At 74.7% G+C, this 17342-nt stretch carries 19 protein-coding genes; 11 read left to right on the top strand and 8 right to left on the bottom strand.

The window, feature by feature from the left end:
- Nucleotides 1-8 precede the first annotated feature (8 nt).
- From G339_RS0125755 to G339_RS0125740, 4 genes are read left to right on the top strand one after another with little or no spacing between them, the layout of a single operon-like run.
- Complete coding sequence (locus G339_RS0125755) at nucleotides 9-845, top strand: fumarylacetoacetate hydrolase family protein (RefSeq protein ID WP_026341777.1); 837 nt, start codon at nucleotides 9-11, stop codon at nucleotides 843-845.
- On the top strand, nucleotides 842-1528 hold the full coding sequence (locus G339_RS0125750; protein ID WP_019633947.1) for a class II aldolase/adducin family protein: 687 nt from the start codon (nucleotides 842-844) through the stop codon (nucleotides 1526-1528). Before G339_RS0125755 ends, G339_RS0125750 begins: the two co-directional genes overlap by 4 nt.
- Nucleotides 1525-2238, top strand: a complete 714-nt coding sequence (locus G339_RS0125745; RefSeq protein ID WP_019633946.1) for a dienelactone hydrolase family protein — start codon at nucleotides 1525-1527, stop codon at nucleotides 2236-2238. The genes G339_RS0125750 and G339_RS0125745 overlap by 4 nt, the downstream gene beginning before the upstream one ends.
- The gene (locus G339_RS0125740; RefSeq protein WP_019633945.1) at nucleotides 2235-3851 is read left to right on the top strand and encodes a bifunctional 3-(3-hydroxy-phenyl)propionate/3-hydroxycinnamic acid hydroxylase; all 1617 of its coding nucleotides are present in this window, start codon (nucleotides 2235-2237) and stop codon (nucleotides 3849-3851) included. Before G339_RS0125745 ends, G339_RS0125740 begins: the two co-directional genes overlap by 4 nt.
- A gap of 58 nt (nucleotides 3852-3909) precedes the next feature.
- On the opposite strand, the gene G339_RS0125735 is transcribed toward G339_RS0125740, so the two are convergent.
- Complete coding sequence (locus G339_RS0125735; RefSeq protein WP_019633944.1) at nucleotides 3910-4764, bottom strand: LysR family transcriptional regulator; 855 nt, start codon at nucleotides 4762-4764, stop codon at nucleotides 3910-3912.
- A 70-nt stretch (nucleotides 4765-4834) separates the two neighbouring features.
- Here G339_RS0125735 and G339_RS0125730 point away from each other — a divergent pair, with 70 nt between their 5' ends.
- Complete coding sequence (locus tag G339_RS0125730; RefSeq protein WP_051107965.1) at nucleotides 4835-5389, top strand: hypothetical protein; 555 nt, start codon at nucleotides 4835-4837, stop codon at nucleotides 5387-5389.
- Here the strand turns inward: G339_RS0125730 and G339_RS0125725 are convergent.
- Together G339_RS0125725 and rpsT are read right to left on the bottom strand one after the other, a co-directional pair.
- Nucleotides 5316-5897, bottom strand: coding sequence for an RNA 2'-phosphotransferase (locus G339_RS0125725; RefSeq protein WP_019633942.1), 582 nt, complete (start codon nucleotides 5895-5897; stop codon nucleotides 5316-5318). The two genes, G339_RS0125730 and G339_RS0125725, sit on opposite strands and share 74 nt — an antisense overlap.
- 67 nt (nucleotides 5898-5964) lie before the next feature.
- Nucleotides 5965-6231: a 30S ribosomal protein S20 gene (gene rpsT, locus G339_RS0125720; RefSeq protein WP_019633941.1), complete on the bottom strand. Its 267-nt coding sequence runs from the start codon at nucleotides 6229-6231 to the stop codon at nucleotides 5965-5967.
- A 260-nt stretch (nucleotides 6232-6491) separates the two neighbouring features.
- On the opposite strand from rpsT, the gene lepA reads away from it, so the two are divergent.
- A complete protein-coding gene (lepA, locus tag G339_RS0125715) occupies nucleotides 6492-8330 on the top strand; it encodes a translation elongation factor 4 (protein ID WP_019633940.1) in 1839 nt (612 codons plus the stop codon).
- 37 nt (nucleotides 8331-8367) lie between these two features.
- On the opposite strand, the gene G339_RS0125710 is transcribed toward lepA, so the two are convergent.
- Together G339_RS0125710 and G339_RS35310 are read right to left on the bottom strand one after the other, a co-directional pair.
- Entirely contained in the window at nucleotides 8368-8898 is a 531-nt protein-coding gene (locus tag G339_RS0125710) for a magnetosome magnetite crystal formation protein family (protein ID WP_026341776.1), read from the bottom strand.
- A gap of 97 nt (nucleotides 8899-8995) precedes the next feature.
- Entirely contained in the window at nucleotides 8996-9913 is a 918-nt protein-coding gene (locus G339_RS35310; protein WP_033324350.1) for a hypothetical protein, read from the bottom strand.
- Nucleotides 9914-10069: 156 nt separating this feature from the next.
- On the opposite strand from G339_RS35310, the gene G339_RS0125700 reads away from it, so the two are divergent.
- Nucleotides 10070-10510 (top strand): antitoxin YezG family protein, encoded by a 441-nt coding sequence (locus tag G339_RS0125700; RefSeq protein ID WP_033324348.1) that lies wholly within the window; start codon nucleotides 10070-10072, stop codon nucleotides 10508-10510.
- Nucleotides 10511-10553: 43 nt separating this feature from the next.
- On the top strand, nucleotides 10554-11765 hold the full coding sequence (gene hemW, locus G339_RS0125695) for a radical SAM family heme chaperone HemW (RefSeq protein ID WP_019633937.1): 1212 nt from the start codon (nucleotides 10554-10556) through the stop codon (nucleotides 11763-11765).
- A 4-nt stretch (nucleotides 11766-11769) separates the two neighbouring features.
- On the opposite strand, the gene G339_RS0125690 is transcribed toward hemW, so the two are convergent.
- Nucleotides 11770-12585, bottom strand: coding sequence for a DUF3097 domain-containing protein (locus tag G339_RS0125690; protein WP_019633936.1), 816 nt, complete (start codon nucleotides 12583-12585; stop codon nucleotides 11770-11772).
- 118 nt (nucleotides 12586-12703) lie between these two features.
- Between G339_RS0125690 and hrcA the strand changes: the two genes are divergently transcribed.
- The 3 genes from hrcA (at nucleotide 12704) to G339_RS0125675 (ending at nucleotide 15695) form a co-directional block, all read left to right on the top strand.
- Nucleotides 12704-13720, top strand: coding sequence for a heat-inducible transcriptional repressor HrcA (hrcA, locus tag G339_RS0125685; RefSeq protein ID WP_019633935.1), 1017 nt, complete (start codon nucleotides 12704-12706; stop codon nucleotides 13718-13720).
- The gene (gene dnaJ / locus G339_RS0125680) at nucleotides 13721-14854 is read left to right on the top strand and encodes a molecular chaperone DnaJ (protein ID WP_019633934.1); all 1134 of its coding nucleotides are present in this window, start codon (nucleotides 13721-13723) and stop codon (nucleotides 14852-14854) included.
- Nucleotides 14855-14963: 109 nt separating this feature from the next.
- On the top strand, nucleotides 14964-15695 hold the full coding sequence (locus G339_RS0125675) for a 16S rRNA (uracil(1498)-N(3))-methyltransferase (protein ID WP_019633933.1): 732 nt from the start codon (nucleotides 14964-14966) through the stop codon (nucleotides 15693-15695).
- A gap of 326 nt (nucleotides 15696-16021) precedes the next feature.
- Here G339_RS0125675 and G339_RS37120 read toward each other — a convergent pair whose 3' ends face one another.
- Nucleotides 16022-16702, bottom strand: a complete 681-nt coding sequence (locus G339_RS37120) for a type I phosphoribosyltransferase (RefSeq protein WP_026341775.1) — start codon at nucleotides 16700-16702, stop codon at nucleotides 16022-16024.
- A complete protein-coding gene (locus G339_RS0125665) occupies nucleotides 16699-17241 on the bottom strand; it encodes a SigE family RNA polymerase sigma factor (protein WP_019633932.1) in 543 nt (180 codons plus the stop codon). The genes G339_RS37120 and G339_RS0125665 overlap by 4 nt, the downstream gene beginning before the upstream one ends.
- Nucleotides 17242-17342: the final 101 nt, after the last annotated feature.

Genomic DNA, 17342 nt, shown 5'->3' with positions numbered 1-17342 from the left:
AGTCGGGGATGCGATTCGTTGCGTATCGGGACGCGGACGGCGCTGCGGCGCTCGGCAGGGTGGACGGCGACCGCGTGCGCCGCCTGGACGGTGTGCGGCGCGTCGACCGCGAGACCTCCGCCGAGGCCCTGCGGGCCGCCGCCGACGCCGCCCGCGACGGCGCGGACGTCCCGCTGGACGGCCTCGACCTGCTGCCCGTCGCGCAGCCGGGGAAGGTCTTCTGCGTGGGCCTCAACTACCGCTCGCACGTGGACGAGACCGGCCGCGACCTGCCGACGTACCCCGTGCTGTTCCCCAAGTTCGCGTCCAGCCTCATCGGCCACGGCGCGCCGATCACGCTGCCGCCCGAGTCCGCCCAGGTGGACTACGAGGCGGAGCTGGCCGTCGTCATCGGCCGCGCGGGCCGCCGGATCGCCCGCGAGGACGCGTTCGACCACGTCCTCGGGTACACGGTCTGCAACGACGTGACGATGCGCGACTTCCAGTACAAGACCCACCAGTGGATGCAGGGCAAGGCGTGGGACGGCTCGACGCCGCTCGGCCCCGTCCTGGTCACCGCCGACGAGCTGGACCCGGGGGACCTCGCGATCTCGCTGCGCCTCAACGGCCGCGAGCTGCAGGCGTCCCGCACCGACCGGCTCATCTTCGACATCCCGGAGCTGATCGCCGTGACCTCGCAGTTCACCCGGCTGGAGCCGGGCGACGTCATCCTCACCGGCACGCCGTCGGGCGTCGGGTTCCGCCGCGACCCGCAGGTCTTCCTCACCGACGGCGACGTCGTCGAGGTCGAGATCGAGGGCATCGGGACGCTGCGCAACCCCGTCCGCGCGGAGACGGTCGCGTGAGCGCCGCCGAACTCGCCGTCCGGGCCACCCGCGCGCTGGCCGCCGCCGGGCAGGCCGACATGGTGTGGGGGCACGCGGCCGTCCGCGACCCCGAGGGGCGCGGCATCTGGATCAAGGCGCCCGGTTGGGGGCTGGAGGAGGTGGACGCCGACCGCGTCCAGCTCGTCTCCTTCGACGCGGAGGTCCTGGTCGGGACCGGCGCGCCGCACAAGGAGTGCCACATCCACCTGGAGATCATGCGGCGGCGGCCCGACGTCCACTGCACCGTCCACACCCACGCGCAGGCCGCGGTGGCGTTCGCGTCCCTGGACACGCCGCTGCTGCCCGTCTCCCACGAGGCCACGCTGTTCGGCGGCGCGGACGTCCCGCGCTTCACGCTGACCGGCGGCCTGGTGGAGAACCCCGACCTCGGCCGCGCGCTCGCCGACACGCTCGGCGACGCGCCCGCCGCGCTGCTGCCCAAGCACGGGCTCGTCGCCGCCGGGGACGGCGCGGGCTCGGCCGTCATGCACGCCGTCCTGCTCGACCGGGCCTGCCAGACCCAGCTCATGGCGATGGCCGCCGGCCCGGTCCGGGTCTACTCCGACGCGGCGGAGGCCGCCGCGAAGCGCTCGCAGTGCTGGCCGCCGCGCCAGATCGACGCGGGCTGGAACTATCTCGACCGAAAGGGCTCCTCCCGATGACCGCCACCACCCTCGCGACCCCGGACGGCCCGATGGACGTCCACGTCGCGCGCCCCGCCGAGCCGAACGGCCGCGCCGTCGTCGTGCTCCAGGAGGCGTTCGGCGTCAACGCCCACATCCGCGACATCGCGCGGCGGTTCGCCGACCGCGGCTACCTCGCCCTCGCGCCCGACCTGTTCCACCGGACGGGCACGGGCGTGATCGGCTACGACCAGCACGCCGAGGGCATGAAGCTCATCGGCGCGCTCGGCCCGGACCAGATCGTCCCGGACGTCCGGACGGTGCTGGACCACGTCGCCAAGGACGAGGGCGTCGCGCTCGCGGACACCGCGATCGTCGGGTTCTGCTTCGGCGGCCGCGCCGCGTTCACCGCCGCGACCGCCGCGCCCGGCCTCGGGGCCGCCGTCGTGTTCTACGGCCCCGGCATCGCCGCCGGACCGCACGCCGTCCTCGACCGCGCCGCGTCGATCACCGCGCCGCTGCTGCTGCACGTCGGCGCGGAGGACCCGACGATCCCCGCCGAGCACGTCAAGGCCATCGACGAGGCGCTGACCGCCGCGGGCACGGACTACGAGCAGTTCGTCTACGGCGACGCCGGCCACGCCTTCGCCTGCGACGCGCGCCCCGCGATGTACCGCGCGACCGCCGCCGACGCCGCGTGGGAGCGCACGCACGCGTTCCTCGCCGAGCGGCTGGCGGTCCGGCGATGACACCGCCGCCGGTCCTGGTCGTCGGCGCGGGCCCGGTCGGGCTGACGGCCGCGAACCTGCTCGCCGCGCGCGGCGTCCCGGTCGTCCTGGTCGAGCGCAACGCGGCGACCAGCGACGAGGCCAAGGCGATCAGCCTGGACGACGAGTCGCTGCGCACCCTCCAGGCCGCCGGGCTGGCCGACACCGTCCTGGAGATCGTCGTGCCGGGCACCGGTACGCGCTACTACGACCGCAAGAGCCGTCCGCTGTTCCACGCCCGCGGCCCGGAGCCGTACCGGCTCGGCTACCCGTTCAAGAACCAGTTCGCCCAGCCGGAGCTGGAGAAGGTGCTGCTGGACGCGCTGCGGGCGCGGACGGGTGTCGACATCCGGTTCGGCACCGAGCTGACCGACGTGGCCGACGCCGCAGACGGCGCGGTCGCCACGCTCCGCGAGACCGGCGGCGACGCAGAAACACAGCTCGCCGTGAGCTGGGTCCTCGGCTGCGACGGCGGCCGCAGCACCATTCGCGAACTGCGCGGCATCGACATGACCGGCACCAGCCACCGCGAGGTCTGGCTCGTCGCCGACACCACCGGCGACGACCACGACGAGCGCTACGGCATGCACCACGGGCGGCCCGACCGGCCCACCGTGATCGTGCCGGGCCGCGACGGCCGCTGCCGCTACGAGTTCCGCCTGCGGCCCGGCGAGGGCGACGGCGGCACGCGCCCCGACTTCGCGACGATCGAGCGGCTCGTGTCGCCCTACCGGTCCATCACCCCGGACCAGGTGGAACGTTGCACGAACTACACGTTCAACGCGGTCGTCGCGGACCGCTGGCGCGACGGCCGCTGCTTCCTGCTCGGCGACGCCGCGCACATGATGCCGCCGTTCGCCGGGCAGGGCCTCAACTCCGGCGTCCGGGACGCCGCGAACCTCGTCTGGAAGGTCGCGGAGGTCTGGCACGGCCGCGCCGACGAGGCCGTCCTCGACACCTACGAGCCGGAGCGGCGGCCGCACGCCGCCGCGATGGTCGCGTTCTCCGAACGGCTCGGCCGCGTCGTCATGACGACGAGCCCGGCGCGCGGCGCGCTGCGCGACGCGACCGTGCGGGCGCTGCTCGCCGTCCCGTGGGGCCGCCGCTACCTGCGCGAGATGCGGTTCCGGCCGCGTGCCGTCCACGAGGCGGGCCTGGTCGCGGGGCGGCACCGGCTGACCGGCACGCAGCTCCCGCAGCCGCGCGTGCTCGTCCCGCCGAGCCTGCACCCGCGCCCGCTCGACGAGGTGCTGGGGGACGGCCTGGCGCTGCTCGGCGTCAACGTGCCGGGCAGCGCGTGGGACCGCGTGCTGCGCGCGCTGTCCCTGGACGGTCCGGCCGCGGGCCGCGTCGCGCTGGTGGACGTCGCGCTGGACGAGCGGCTGCCGCGCCCGCACCCGGGCCGCGACGCGGTCGCGGACGCCGACGGGCGGCTGCAGGCCGCGCTGGCGAGCGCCCGGGGCCGCTTCGTGCTGGTCAAGCCGGACCGGTACATCGCGGCCGTGTTCTCCCCGCTCCAGACCGCGCCCGTCGCGCGCCTGCTCGCCCAGTGCGCGCGCGCCGAACACGGGTCCGCCGAGCGGCGGGCGGGCTGACGGACCCCGCTCGGCCGGGCCCGCGCCCGGCCGGGCGGCGGCCCCGGCGGGACCGGCCTCAGGGGAGGTGCGCGCGGATCGCCGCGAGGAGTTCCGCGCATGCCGGGTCGGTCCGGCCGGGGACTCGGACGGCGTAGTACGGCACCGGCGGCAGGTCGGTGATCTCCCGCCGGACGAGCCCCGGCGGCGTCCGCACGCACCCGTTCACGACGGCGGGCCCGACGCCGAGCGCCGCGAAGTGCAGCATCAGCGGCCAGCCCGCCGCCTCGACCGCGACCGTCCACGGCACGTCGGTCGCGCGCAGCGCCCGCTCCAGCGCGACCCGGTGCGGGCCGGGCGGCGGCGGGACGACCAGCGCCTCGCCCGCGAGGTCCGCCAGCTCCAGCGTCGCGCGGGCCGCCAGCGGATGGTCCGCGGGCATCACCAGGACCTGCGGATACCGGGCGAGCGGGACCGCCTCCAGATCGGCGGGGAGCACGTCCAGCACGGCGACGCCGACGTCCGCGCGGCCCGTCCGCACGGCCGCGAGCGTCCGCGCCCGGTCGCCGTTCAGCAGCCGCAGCCCCGGCACGGCCCGCACCGCCTCGCCGAGCAGGTACAGGTACGCGCCTTCGCCCGCCGCGAGCACCGGCCGCCGCGCCGGGCTCCCGGTCAGCTCGGCCAGGAACCCGCCGACCCGCGCGTCCAGTTCCCGCGCGAACCGCGCGACGCGCTCGCCCTCGGGCGTCAGGACCAGCTCCCGGCCGCGCCGCGCGTACAGCGGGCGGCCCAGCGACGCCTGGAGCCGCCGTACCTTGGCGTGCAGCGACGGCTGCGCGACCGCCAGCTCCGCCGCCGCGCGCGTGAAGTTGCGGTGCTCGGCGAAGACCGCGAACGCGGCGAGCGCGTCGGTGGAGACCCGGTCCAGATCCATAGCCGGAGCCTATAGCCGGGCGGCCGATAACTAGTTCTCCTCACGAGCCGCGCTCGGGACGCTGGACGGCATGAGAACTCAAGCACCCGTCCTCGGCGTGGACTTCGGCCGCGTCATCCAGGGCGGCCCCGGCCCGGACGGCGCCGCCGACACCGCGTTCCTCGGCGGGAGCCTCGCCGACGCCCTCGCCTCCCCGGCCGTCGCGGGCGTCTGGGAGTCGCTGCCGCGCATGGTCGCGCTGTTCGGGGGCCGCGCGTGGATCATCTCCAAGTGCGGCGACCGCGTCCGGCTCCGCACGCTCGCCTGGCTCGACCACCACGACTTCTACGAGCGGACCGGCATCGACCGGGCCAACGTCCGCTTCTGCCGGAAACGGCCCGAGAAGGCCGTCCACTGCCGTCGGCTCGGCGTCACCCACATGGTCGACGACCGCGCCGACGTCCACCGGGCGCTCGCGGGGATCGTGCCGCACCGCTACCTGTTCGGGCCGCAGGAGACGCCCGTCCCGGACCTGCCCAACCCGCTGACCTGGGCGCGGCTCGAAGCGATGGTCAGCGCTGATCTGGCAGGCGCGCCAGGAAGCGCGGCGGTACCGCGGCCACCAGCCACACGCCGTTCGCGCTGACGCCGAACGCGTGCCCGGCCGCCGCCGCGCCCGCCGCGTCCACTGCCAGCACCACCGGCGCCAGCACCACGGGCCGCCCGCGCCGCGCGCCGACCCGCTCGGCGGTCTCCCGGTCGGGGGACAGGTGGACGGCGTGCCGCCCCATCGGCAGCAGCCCGTCGCGCAGGATCGCGGGCAGGAACCGCTCCACCGTCCCGTGGAACAGGACGGGCGGCGGCGCGACGACCGGCAGGTCCAGCTCCACCGGCACCGAGTGGCCCTGGTTCGCGCGGACCCGCCGCCCGGCCGCGTCGAACGCGTACCGGCCCTTGGCGTCGGCGGCGACGACCGCGTCCAGCTCGGCGCGCGTGAACGGCGTCCCGTGCCGCGCGGCGGCCGCCAGCAGCGCGTCCACGTCCGCCCAGCCCGCCGGGTCCAGGACGAGCCCGATCGCGGCGGGGCGGTGCCGCAGGTGCCGCGCCAGGAAACGCGAGATGGCGACCGCGCGGCCGCTCGCCGGGACGCTCATCGGGGCCGGAGAACCGCGAAGCCGCGAACCCCGAGGGGCCGCGGCTTCGCCGGAAGTCGAGGGGGCCTTACTTGGCCAGCTCGGCGGCGCGCTTGGCGATGGCCGACTTGCGGTTGGCGGCCTGGTTCTTGTGGATGACGCCCTTGCTCGCGGCCTTGTCGAGCTTGCGGGCGGCGTCGCGCTGCGCCTGCACGGCGGTCTCGGCGTTGCCGGAGTCGGCGGCCTCGTGGAACTTGCGGATCGCCGTCTTCAGCTCCGACTTGACGGCCTTGTTGCGCAGCCGGGCCTTCTCGTTCTGCTTGTTGCGCTTGATCTGGGACTTGATGTTTGCCACGTCGTAGAGCCTCAGCTTGGTTGCGATCCTCGCCCGTCCCGGACGGACCCGGGAGGGCATCTGACGAACGGAGAACGGGGCGGACGGTGCCCCGAGGCACGACGCTACGCCACACGCAGACGCACAGCCTAGCAATGGGTGGACGTGTACCCAAACGGGAGCGGCTGCACGGAGCATCCCGGGCCGCATGGGACTATGGAGCCTGGGGGCGTACGCCGCCCCGACCCCATTCCCATCTGTGATTTTGCGAACGGACCCCGGTGGCAGCGCCTGAGCCGAACACGACCGATCCCGCGATCATCCGCAACTTCTGCATCATCGCGCACATCGACCACGGAAAGTCGACGCTCGCGGACCGGATGCTCCAGTTGACGGGCGTCGTCGAGGAGCGCCAGATGCGCGCGCAGTACCTCGACCGCATGGACATCGAGCGCGAGCGCGGCATCACGATCAAGAGCCAGGCCGTGCGCCTGCCGTGGACGCACGGCGGCCGCGAGCACGTCCTGAACCTCATCGACACCCCCGGCCACGTCGACTTCTCCTACGAGGTGTCGCGGTCGCTGGCGGCGTGCGAGGGCGCGGTGCTGCTGGTCGACGCGGCGCAGGGCATCGAGGCGCAGACGCTGGCGAACCTGTACCTGGCGCTGGAGGCCGACCTCCACCTCATCCCGGTCCTGAACAAGATCGACCTGCCCGCCGCGCAGCCGGAGAAGTACGCCGAGGAGCTGGCCGGGATCATCGGCGGCGACCCGGCGGACGTGCTGAAGGTCTCCGGCAAGACCGGCGAGGGCGTCGCGGAGCTGCTGGACCGGATCGTGCAGACCGTCCCCGCGCCGGTCGGCGACCCGGACGGCCCGGCCCGCGCGCTGATCTTCGACTCGGTGTACGACACCTACCGCGGCGTCGTCACCTACGTCCGCGTGGTGGACGGGCGGCTGACGCGCCGCGAGAAGAGCCTGATGATGTCCACCGGGACGGCGCACGAGACCCTGGAGGTCGGCGTCATCTCGCCCGAGCCGCGGCCGGTCGATGGCCTGGGCGTCGGGGAGGTCGGCTACCTGATCAGCGGCGTGAAGGACGTCCGGCAGGCGCGCGTCGGCGACACCGTGACCGGCGCGGGCCGCCCCGCGCCCGAGTCGCTGGGCGGCTACCAGGACCCCAAGCCGATGGTGTTCTCCGGGCTGTACCCGATGGACGGCGACCAGTACCCGGACCTGCGCGACGCCCTGGACAAGCTGCGGCTCAACGACGCCGCGCTGGTGTACGAGCCGGAGACGTCCGCCGCGCTCGGCTTCGGGTTCCGCTGCGGGTTCCTCGGCCTGCTCCACATGGAGATCGTCCGGGAGCGGCTGGAGCGCGAGTTCGGCCTGACGCTGATCTCCACCGCGCCCAACGTCGTCTACCGGGTGGTCATGGAGGACGGCTCCGAGCACGCCGTCACCAACCCCAGCGAGTTCCCCGAGGGCAAGATCAGCACGGTGTACGAGCCGGTCGTGAAGGCGACGCTGCTGTCCCCGGCCGACCACATCGGCGCGATCATGGAGCTGTGCCAGGGCCGCCGCGGCGTGCTGCTCGGCATGGACTACCTGTCGGAGGACCGCGTCGAGATCCGGTACACGCTGCCGCTCGCGGAGATCATCTTCGACTTCTTCGACCAGCTCAAGTCGCGGACCCGCGGCTACGCCTCGCTGGACTACGAGCCCAGCGGCGAGCAGGCGTCCGACCTGGTGAAGGTCGACATCCTGCTGCAGGGCGAGTCGGTGGACGCGTTCAGCCAGATCGTCCACAAGGACAAGGCGCGCGAGTACGGCCTGATGATGACGGCCAAGCTCAAGGAGCTGATCCCCCGGCAGCAGTACGAGGTGCCGATCCAGGCGGCGATCGGCGCGCGGATCATCGCGCGCGAGAACATCCGCGCGATCCGCAAGGACGTCCTCGCCAAGTGCTACGGCGGCGACATCTCGCGCAAGCGCAAGCTGCTGGAGAAGCAGAAGGAGGGCAAGAAGCGGATGAAGACGATCGGCCGGGTCGACGTCCCGCAGGAGGCGTTCGTCGCCGCGCTCTCCACCACCGAGCCCGCGGAGAAGACCAAGAAGTGACCGGCGGCCCCCGCCCGGTCCGGGCGGGGGCGCCGCTTCACTTGAGCAGGGGCCAGGCGAGCGGGACCGGGACGCGGCGGAACTCGCCGCGCACCGCCGCGCGCCCCGCGTAGACGAGGTAGAAGAACAGCGCGCCGGTGAACAGCACCGGTATCCACGCGAAGACCGCGACGAGCTGGGCGAGCAGCAGCCCGGCGAGCCACACGACCGCGCTCGCGATGCCCATGTTCATGCCCTGCGCGGCGTGTCGCCGCACGTACGGGCTGCGGATCTTGCCGAAGTAGACGATCGCGGGCGCGAGCGCCCCGATGACGAACTGGCCGATGTAGGCCATGAGCGCCCAGTTCAGTTCCTCGGCGTCCGCCGGGCCCGGGTCCTGCGGCGGCGCGGCCTGCCAGCCCTGGCCGCCGGGCTGCTGCGGACCGGGCTGCGGCTGCTGCCACGCCTGCTGCGGCGGCTGCTGGGGCTGCTGCCACGCCGGGTTCTGCGCGGGCGGCCGCCACTGCTGGCCGGGCTGCTGCCAGCCCGGCTGCGGCTGACCGGGTGACGGGGGAGGCCCGTAGGCCATGACGACGTCCTCTCTGGGGCGGACCGGGGAACGACAAGTGTGCAGTATGACGGGAGTATGACGGTTCGACGCGCCGCGCACGCGGGCGGTTCGCCCGCTAGAGGAACCGCCACGGCGCGCGTTCCGGGTCGGGCGGGACGAGCGAGAGCCGCCCGAAGCGGGGCCGCGCGTCCGGCTCGTCCGGCCGGTGGGCCGACCACCGCGAGGGGGTCTCGTGCCACAGGCTCAGCCCGAGGCCGGGCAGCACCGCGCGGCCGTTCCGCTCGCCCACCTCGTGCCCGAGGTCGCGGAACAGCGTGACCACGTCGGCGGCGGGCTCGTGCAGCAGGTCGATGCCGTCGAGCCGGAACCGCAGCTCGGGGTTGCCGCCCCAGCCGCCGGGCCGGTCGCCGAAGACCTCCCGGACGTGCTCCGCGCCGTCCGGGTCGCGCATGCAGCCCACGCCGATGCCGCCGCGCCCCACCCGCACCGACCGGTAGCCGCTGTAGCCGCAGATGAACGACTCGGCGGGCGGCGCGGAGCCGACCTTCGCCGCGACGCCCTCCAGCACCGGCCACGCGTCGCCGGGCCCGGCCGAGAACAGCAGGTCCGCCTCGGGCAGCCGCGCGCCGCGCTCGGGCTCCAGCTCCACCACGTACGGCGGAACGTTCCCCGGGTAGCGCGCCGGGTCGGGCTCGCGGAGCGTCACCAGGCCCTCCCACACGCCCGGCTCCCGCACGGCGAACCACGCGATCTCGGCCTCGACGCCCAGCTCCTCGAACGTCCGGTCGGTGACGCGGCGGTCCAGCAGCTCGCGCAGCGCCGCGCCGTGCGCGGCGACGCGGCCCGGCCACCACGCGGGCTCCCGGGCCGCCCGCGCCGCCGGGGGAGCGGCCCACCGGACGCCCGGCCCGGGCAGCTCCAGCCGCGCGCGGCCGTCGCCGTCGTCGACGATCTCGCAGGTCCAGCCGTCGTCCCCGCCGAGCAGCAGCACCCGCACGGGCACCCGGCCGGGCCGGGGGGCTTGGAGGTCCATCCGGCGACCCTATCCGGCGGGCGCGGACCGCGCGGGACGTCCGGAACGTCCCGGCGACTTCCGGCACGACACGCCGCGCGTCCCGGCCGCGACGGGGGTGTCCGGGTACGGTCGGACACTGAATTCGCAGTCCGAGCGTCGCGGAGGCGTGCCACGGTGACCCCTGCAGATCAGGTGCTGCGCTCCGCCAAGGAGCGGGAGACGGTCGGCGCCGCCGTCCGCGCGCTCCGCGCCGCCGCGCCGTTCGGCTGGGAGCGGCTCGGCTTCGAGTTCCGCGCGACCGTCGCGATCGACAGCGTCCTCTTCCAGATCGAGGACTCGCGCGGCGAGCTGCGCACCGCGACGCCCCCCGGCCAGGCCGTCGGCAAGATGGACGAGCTGCGCCGCGTCATGTACCGGCGCGGCAAGGGCGCGTGGTTCACCGCCCGGCTCGACGTGGAACGCTCCGGCCGGTTCAGCGCCGAGTTCGACTACGACGGCGAACCGGACTTCACGCCGCCGCTCACCGCCGACGCCTACCGGCTCGACCTCGACCGGTTCCCGCGCGCGGACGAGCACATCCCCGGCTGGCTGCGCGCCCGGCTGCGCGGCCGCTGACGCGGCGGCCCGAGCACGCCCGGCCGCACGGCAGACTGAGGGGATGCCCGCCACCCTTCCCGACGGCGACGCCGTGCCCGCGAGCGGCGCGCTCCCCGCGACCGCGCTGGAGGGCCTCGGTTCCCGGCCGCTGGCGTTCTACGTCCACGTCCCGTTCTGCGTGACCCGGTGCGGCTACTGCGACTTCAACACCTACACGGCGACCGAGCTGGGCGAGGGCGCGACGCGGGAGTCCTACGCCGAGACGGCGCGGGCGGAGGTCCGGCTGGCCCGCCGCGTCCTCGGCGACGCCGCGCCGCGCGTCTCGACGGTGTTCGTCGGCGGCGGCACCCCGACGCTGCTGTCGCCCGGCGACCTCGGCTCGGTCCTCGCGGAGATCGACGCCGAGTTCGGGCTGGAGCCGGGCGCGGAGATCACGACCGAGGCCAATCCCGAGTCGGTGGACGAGCGGTACCTGGCGGAGCTGCGCGCGGCCGGGTTCACCCGCGTCTCGTTCGGGATGCAGAGCGCGCGCGAGCACGTCCTGACCGTCCTGGACCGCACGCACACGCCCGGCCGCGTCCCGAAGGTCGTGGAGTGGACGCGGGCGGCCGGGTTCGAGCACGTCAACCTCGACCTGATCTACGGGACGCCCGGCGAGACCGCCGGCGACTGGCGCGCCTCGCTGGAGGCCGCGCTGGCCTGCGGCCCCGACCACGTGTCCGCGTACGCGCTGATCGTCGAGGACGGCACCCGGCTCGCGGCCCGCGTGCGGCGCGGCGAGATCGCCGCCCCCGACGACGACGCGATGGCCGACCGCTACCTGGTCGCGGACGAGCTGCTGTCCGCGCACGGCCTGCGCTGGTACGAGATCTCCAACTGGGCCGCGTCCCCGGAGGCGGCCTGCGCGCACAACCTCCTGTACTGGACGGGCGCGGACTGGTGGGGCGTCGGGCCCGGCGCGCACTCGCACGTCGGCGGCGTCCGCTGGTGGAACGTCAAGCACCCGGCCGCCTACGCGGCGCGGCTCGCGGCGCGGGAGACGCCCGCGCACGCCCGCGAGGTCCTGACCGCCGACGACCGCCGCCTGGAGCGGATCATGCTGGAGCTGCGGCTCGCGGCGGGCTGCCCGGCGGACCTGCTGGACGGCGCGGCCGTGCGCCGCGCGATCGGCGACGGGCTCGTGGAGGCCGCGCCGTGGGCGGAGCGGGGCCGCGCGGTGCTGACACTGCGCGGCCGCCTGCTGGCCGACGCGGCCGTCCGCGACCTGACCTGACCGCTCAGGGCGCGGTGACGAAGTCGATCAGCTCCTCGACCCGGCCGAGCAGCGCCGGTTCCAGGTCGGTGAACGACGACACCGAGTCCAGGATGCGCTTCCACGCCGCGCCCGTGTCGTCGCCCCAGCCGAGCGCCGCGACGACGCCGTCCTTCCACGAGATCCCGCGCGGCACGGTCGGCCACGCGCGGATGCCGACGGCGGACGGCTTCACGGCCTCCCAGATGTCGATGAACGGGTGCCCGGTGACCAGCACGTACGGGGACGAGACCCGCTCGGCGATCCGGCTCTCCTTCGACCCCGCGACCAGGTGGTCCACGAGCACGCCGAGGCGGCGGCCCTCGCCGGGCCCGAACTCGTCCACGATCGCGGGCAGGTCGTCCACGCCGTGCAGCGGCTCCACGACGACTCCCTCGACCCGCAGGTCGTGGCCCCAGATCTTCTCGACCAGCTCCGCGTCGTGCAGGCCCTCGACGTAGATCCGGCTCTCCCGCGCCACCCGCGCCCGCAGCCCCGCGACGGCCACCGACCCCGACGCCGACCGGACGGGCCGCGCCGGGCCGGGGGCGGGCCGGACGAGCGTCACCGGCCGCCCGTCGATCAGGAATCCCGACTTCGTCAGCGGGAAGACCCGGCGCCTGCCGAACCGGTCCTCCAGCGTCACGCCGAACTTGTCGCAGCCGACGACCGCGCCGCAGAATCCGCTGTCGGGGTCCTCCGCGACCAGCCCGTTCTCGGCGGGCACCTCGGGGATCATCCCCTTGCGGGGCCGCCGCCAGTCGCCCGCGAGAACGTCGTCGCCGTAGTCGTTGCTCCGCACGGATCGGCACTCTAACGAGAGAAGGGCGACCCCGGCACCTCCGGACGACCCCGCGCGGGCCGTACACTTGGCACTCGGAAGCAAGGAGTGCCAGTACGGGGGCAGGGGAGGTGAGCTGATGCTCGACGACCGGAAACTCGCCGTCCTGCGGGCCATCGTCGAGGACCACGTCTCCACCAACGAGCCGGTCGGGTCCAAGGCCCTGGTGGACCGCCACAACCTCGGCGTGTCGTCCGCGACGATCCGCAACGACATGGCGGTCCTGGAGGAGCAGGGCTACATCACCCAGCCGCACACGAGCGCGGGCCGCATCCCCACCGACAAGGGGTACCGGCTGTTCGTGGACCGGCTGTCCACGATCAAGCCGCTGTCGTCGGCGGAGCGGCGCGCCATCGAGACGTTCCTCGGCGGGGCCTACGACCTCGACGACGTCGTCGGCCGCACCGTCCGGCTGCTCGCGCAGCTCACCCGGCAGGTGGCGGTCGTGCAGTACCCGTCGCTGTCGCGCTCGTCGGTGCGGCACGTGGAGCTGGTCTCGGTCGCCGAGAACCGGCTGCTGCTCGTCCTGATCACCAACACCGGGCGGGTCGAGCAGCGGATCATCGAGGCGCGCGGCGCGGTGGTGTCGGAGGACGCGGTCGGCCGGCTGCGGACGCTGCTGAACACCTGCCTGGACGGCTGCGACCTCGGCGACGTCGCGCTCGCCGTCGCCGACCTGCCCGAGCGGCTGCCCGCCGACGAGCGGCCGCTCGCCGCGGGCGTGCTGTCGGTGCTGCTGGAGACGCTCGTCGACAAGGCCGAGGGCAAGATCGTCTTCGCCGGGGCGGCCAACCTCGCCCACATGGACTTCACCACCGGACTGCGCGAGGTCCTGGAGGCGCTGGAGGAGCAGGTCGTCCTCATGCGCCTGCTCGGGGAGTCCGGCGACTCCTCTACTGTTACGGTGCGGATCGGCACGGAGAACCCCGAGGCGGGGCTCCGCTCGACCTCGGTCGTCGCGGCCGGATACGGCGCGGGCGACATCACTCTGGCCCGGCTGGGAGTGCTCGGGCCGACACGCATGGATTACCCCAGCACGATGGGAGCGGTACGGGCAGTGGCACGCTACGTCGGACAGATCCTGGCGGGGTCGTAAGTGGCCAACGACTACTACGCGACCCTCGGCGTCCGGCGGGACGCCAGCCCGGACGAGGTGAAGAAGGCCTACCGCAGGCTCGCCCGGGAGCTCCATCCGGACGTCAACCCCGATCCGGAGACCCAGGAGAAGTTCAAAGAGGTCACCCAGGCGTACGAGGTGCTCTCCGACCCGCAGAAGCGGGAGATGTACGACATGGGGGCCGACCCGTTCGCGCGCGGCGGGGGCGGCGCGGGCGGCTTCGGCGGCGGCGCCGGGTTCCCGTTCAGCGACATCATGGACGCGTTCTTCGGCACCTCGTCCGCGCGCGGCCCGCGCAGCCGGGCGCGGCGCGGCCGCAACGCCACCCTCCGCGTCGAACTGGACCTCCAGGAGACCGCGTTCGGCACCACCCGCGAGCTGACGATCGACACCGCCGTCGCCTGCGGCACCTGCCACGGCGAGGGCGCCGCCCCCGGCACCCACCCCGAGACGTGCGCCACCTGCCAGGGCCGCGGCGAGGTCCAGCAGGTGCAGCGGTCCTTCCTCGGCCAGGTCATGACCGCGCGGCCGTGCCCGGCGTGCGGCGGCTTCGGCAGCGTCATCCGGCACCCCTGCCCGGAGTGCTCGGGCGACGGGCGGGTCCGCACCCGCCGCACCGTCAAGGTCAAGATCCCGGCGGGCGTGGAGAACGGCATCCACATCCAGCTCGCGGGGGAGGGCGAGGTCGGGCCCGGCGGCGGCCCCGCCGGGGACCTGTTCCTGGAGATCGTCGAGAAGCCGCACCCGATCTTCGACCGCGAGGGCGACGACCTGCACTGCACGGTCGAGATCCCGATGACGGCCGCCGCCCTCGGCACCAGCGTCACGCTGGAGACCCTGGACGGCCCGGAGGAGATCGACATCCGGCCCGGCACCCAGTCCGGCCAGGTCACCACGCTGCACGGGCGCGGCGTCCGGCACCTCAACGAGAGCGGCCGGGGCGACCTGAAGCTGCACGTCACCGTCGAGACCCCGCACCGGCTCGACGAGGAGCAGGAGGCGCTGCTGCGCCGCCTCGCCGAGCTGCGCGGCGAGGAGCGCCCGCCCGGCAAGTTCTCCCCGGCCCAGCGCGGGGTGTTCTCGCGCCTCAAGGACGTGTTCAACCAGCACTGAAGAGCGACGGCGGAGGCGTACCGGGAGGGCCGCGACGGCCGGTGACCGGTGCGCCCGCCGCCCGCCGCGCGGGGGCCGCCGCCGCGCCCGCCCGACCCGGAGGACGCCCATGACCGCGCCGGTGTTCATCGCCGAGCCCGGGACGCTCGCCGCCGACCGCGTCGTCCTCGACGGCGCCGAGGGGCGGCACGCCGCGACCGTGCGGCGGCTGCGCCCCGGCGAGCGCGTCGACCTGACGGACGGCGCGGGCCTGCTCGCCGAGGGCGTCGTCGCCGACGCCGACCGCGCGACCCTCACCGTGGAGGTGCGCGCCCGCCGCGCCGTCCCGGCCCCCACGCCGCGCCTGGTCGTCGTCCAGGCCCTCCCCAAGGGCGACCGCGGCGAACTCGCCGTGGAGACGATGACCGAGACCGGTGTGGACGAGGTCGTCCCGTGGTCCGCCGACCGCTGCGTCACCCGCTGGAAGGCGGACCGCCGGGACAAGGCCCTGGCCCGCTGGCGCGCGACGGCCCGCGAGGCCGCCAAACAGGCCCGCCGAGCCTGGCTCCCGGAGATCGCGGACCTGGCGACCACGAAAGACGTCGTGTCCCGCATAGCGAACGCGGACCAGGCACTGATCCTCCACGAATCGGCGAAAGAACGAATCGCGGAAACGCGACCGGCGACGACCGGCGAGATCATCCTCGTGGTCGGCCCCGAGGGCGGCATCACCGACGACGAACTGGAGGCCTTCACCCAGGCCGGAGCACAGCCGACCCTGCTGGGCCCCACGGTCCTCAGAACCTCGACGGCGGGCGTAGCGGCCCTGTCGGTCCTGTCAGCCAAAACAGGCAGATGGTGAACAAGGCGCTCTGAAGAGCACCCGCGAGGACCCTCGTAGAAAAAGCCAAACATCGACAGGAACCCCGGGGGGTGCCCGGCGGGCGCACGGCCGCGAGCGCCAGCGAGTGGCCGGGCGCCCGCAGCGCGGAGGATGCACCGCAGCGGAGCGCTAGCGGAGTGAGGATGCATGCTCCCCGCTTCGGGGGGTGTGGGGGGTCGTCCCCCCACAGGGAACACGCGCACCGCAGCGAGCGCCAGCGAGCGAGGATGCATGCTCCGCGCCGCGGGGGGCGTGGGGGGTCGTCCCCCCACAATGACACGCGTGGGGGATCGTCCCCCCCACCATCAACCAGCGGGTGTGTTCTCCGCGTTCGTCGCCGCCGGTTCGGTCGGGGGCGGCGTCGGCGTCGTCGGCGGGGTGGTCGGCGGCGGGTCCGTCGGGTGCGGCGTGGCCGGGGTCGTCGGGCTCGCGGGCGGCGTGGACCGGCGCGGGCACTCGTCGGCCTCGCGGTCCTGGTGCCGCGCCGCGGTCTTCGCCGGGGCGGACGGACTCGCGGGCGGCGTCGCGGGCGGCGCGGGCGGGCAGGTCGGCGCGCCGGTGGACGACGCGGTGGCGGGCGGCCCGGTGGAGCTGGGCGTGCCGAGGGCCGTGCCGCCGCTGGGCGCGTCGGTGGGCGCGCCGGGCAGGCCGCGGCCGCCGTCGGCGAGGGAGTGGTCCCGCTGGCCGTCGCCGCCGTGCCGCTCGGGGCCGTTCACGCTGGTCTGGATGAATCCGATGGTCTGCGGGGCGGAGACACCGAATCCGGCGACGAGCACGGCCGCGCCCACGGCGAGCGCGGGGCGCACCCACGTCGCGCGCAGCCAGGGGACGTCGAGCCAGGGGAGGGCGAACCGGCGCGGCGGCCGGTCGGCGATCCGCTCCCGGATGCGTTCGAGGCCGTCGCCGGACGGCACGACGTCCTCCGCCTCCGCCCGCAGCGCGCGGCGCAGGATCTCGCCGAGCTCGTCATCGCGGTCGGTGGTCATGAGAACTGCTCCAGTATGTTGCGCATCGCGGCCATGCCGCGCGCGGTGTGGCTCTTCACGGCCCCCCGCGAGATGCCCATCGACCGGGCGATCTCGGCTTCGGACAGGTCCCCGTAGTAGCGCAGCGCCAGCGCCTCCCGCTGCCGGGCGGGCAGCCGGTGCAGCGCCGCCACGACCGCCGCCCGCTCCAGCTCGCCGATCGCGCCGGCCTCGGCGCTCTGCGCGTCGGGCATGGCCTTGGGCGCGTACTTCTCGACGACGGCGCGGTGCCGCAGCACCGACCGGGACCGGTTGACGACGGCCTGCCGCAGGTACGACAGCGCCTTGTCGGGGTCGCGCAGGCGGCGCCAGCCGCCGTGCATCGCGACGAACGCGTCCTGGACGACCTCCTCGGCGGTGCCGACGTCCCGGACGAGCACGGCGGCGAGGCGCACGAGCGCGCGGTAGTTCGCGCTGTAGAGGGCGGTGACGGCCTGGTCGGCGTCCCAGACGACGGCCGTCGCCCCGGTCGTTCCCCTGGCCACGAGGGTCTCGGTCACGTCAGTGGGACGCGCGCCCTCGTCGTCCGGTTTACGGAAGGGCATCCTCTGCCTTGCCTCGGTCACCTGTCCGCCGCCTTAGCCGCTTCCCCGGCCGTCCA

Source organism: Actinomadura atramentaria DSM 43919, assembly GCF_000381885.1.
In the GTDB taxonomy this organism is placed as follows: domain Bacteria; phylum Actinomycetota; class Actinomycetes; order Streptosporangiales; family Streptosporangiaceae; genus Spirillospora; species Spirillospora atramentaria.
This window is presented reverse-complemented; position numbering and strand designations above follow the sequence as displayed.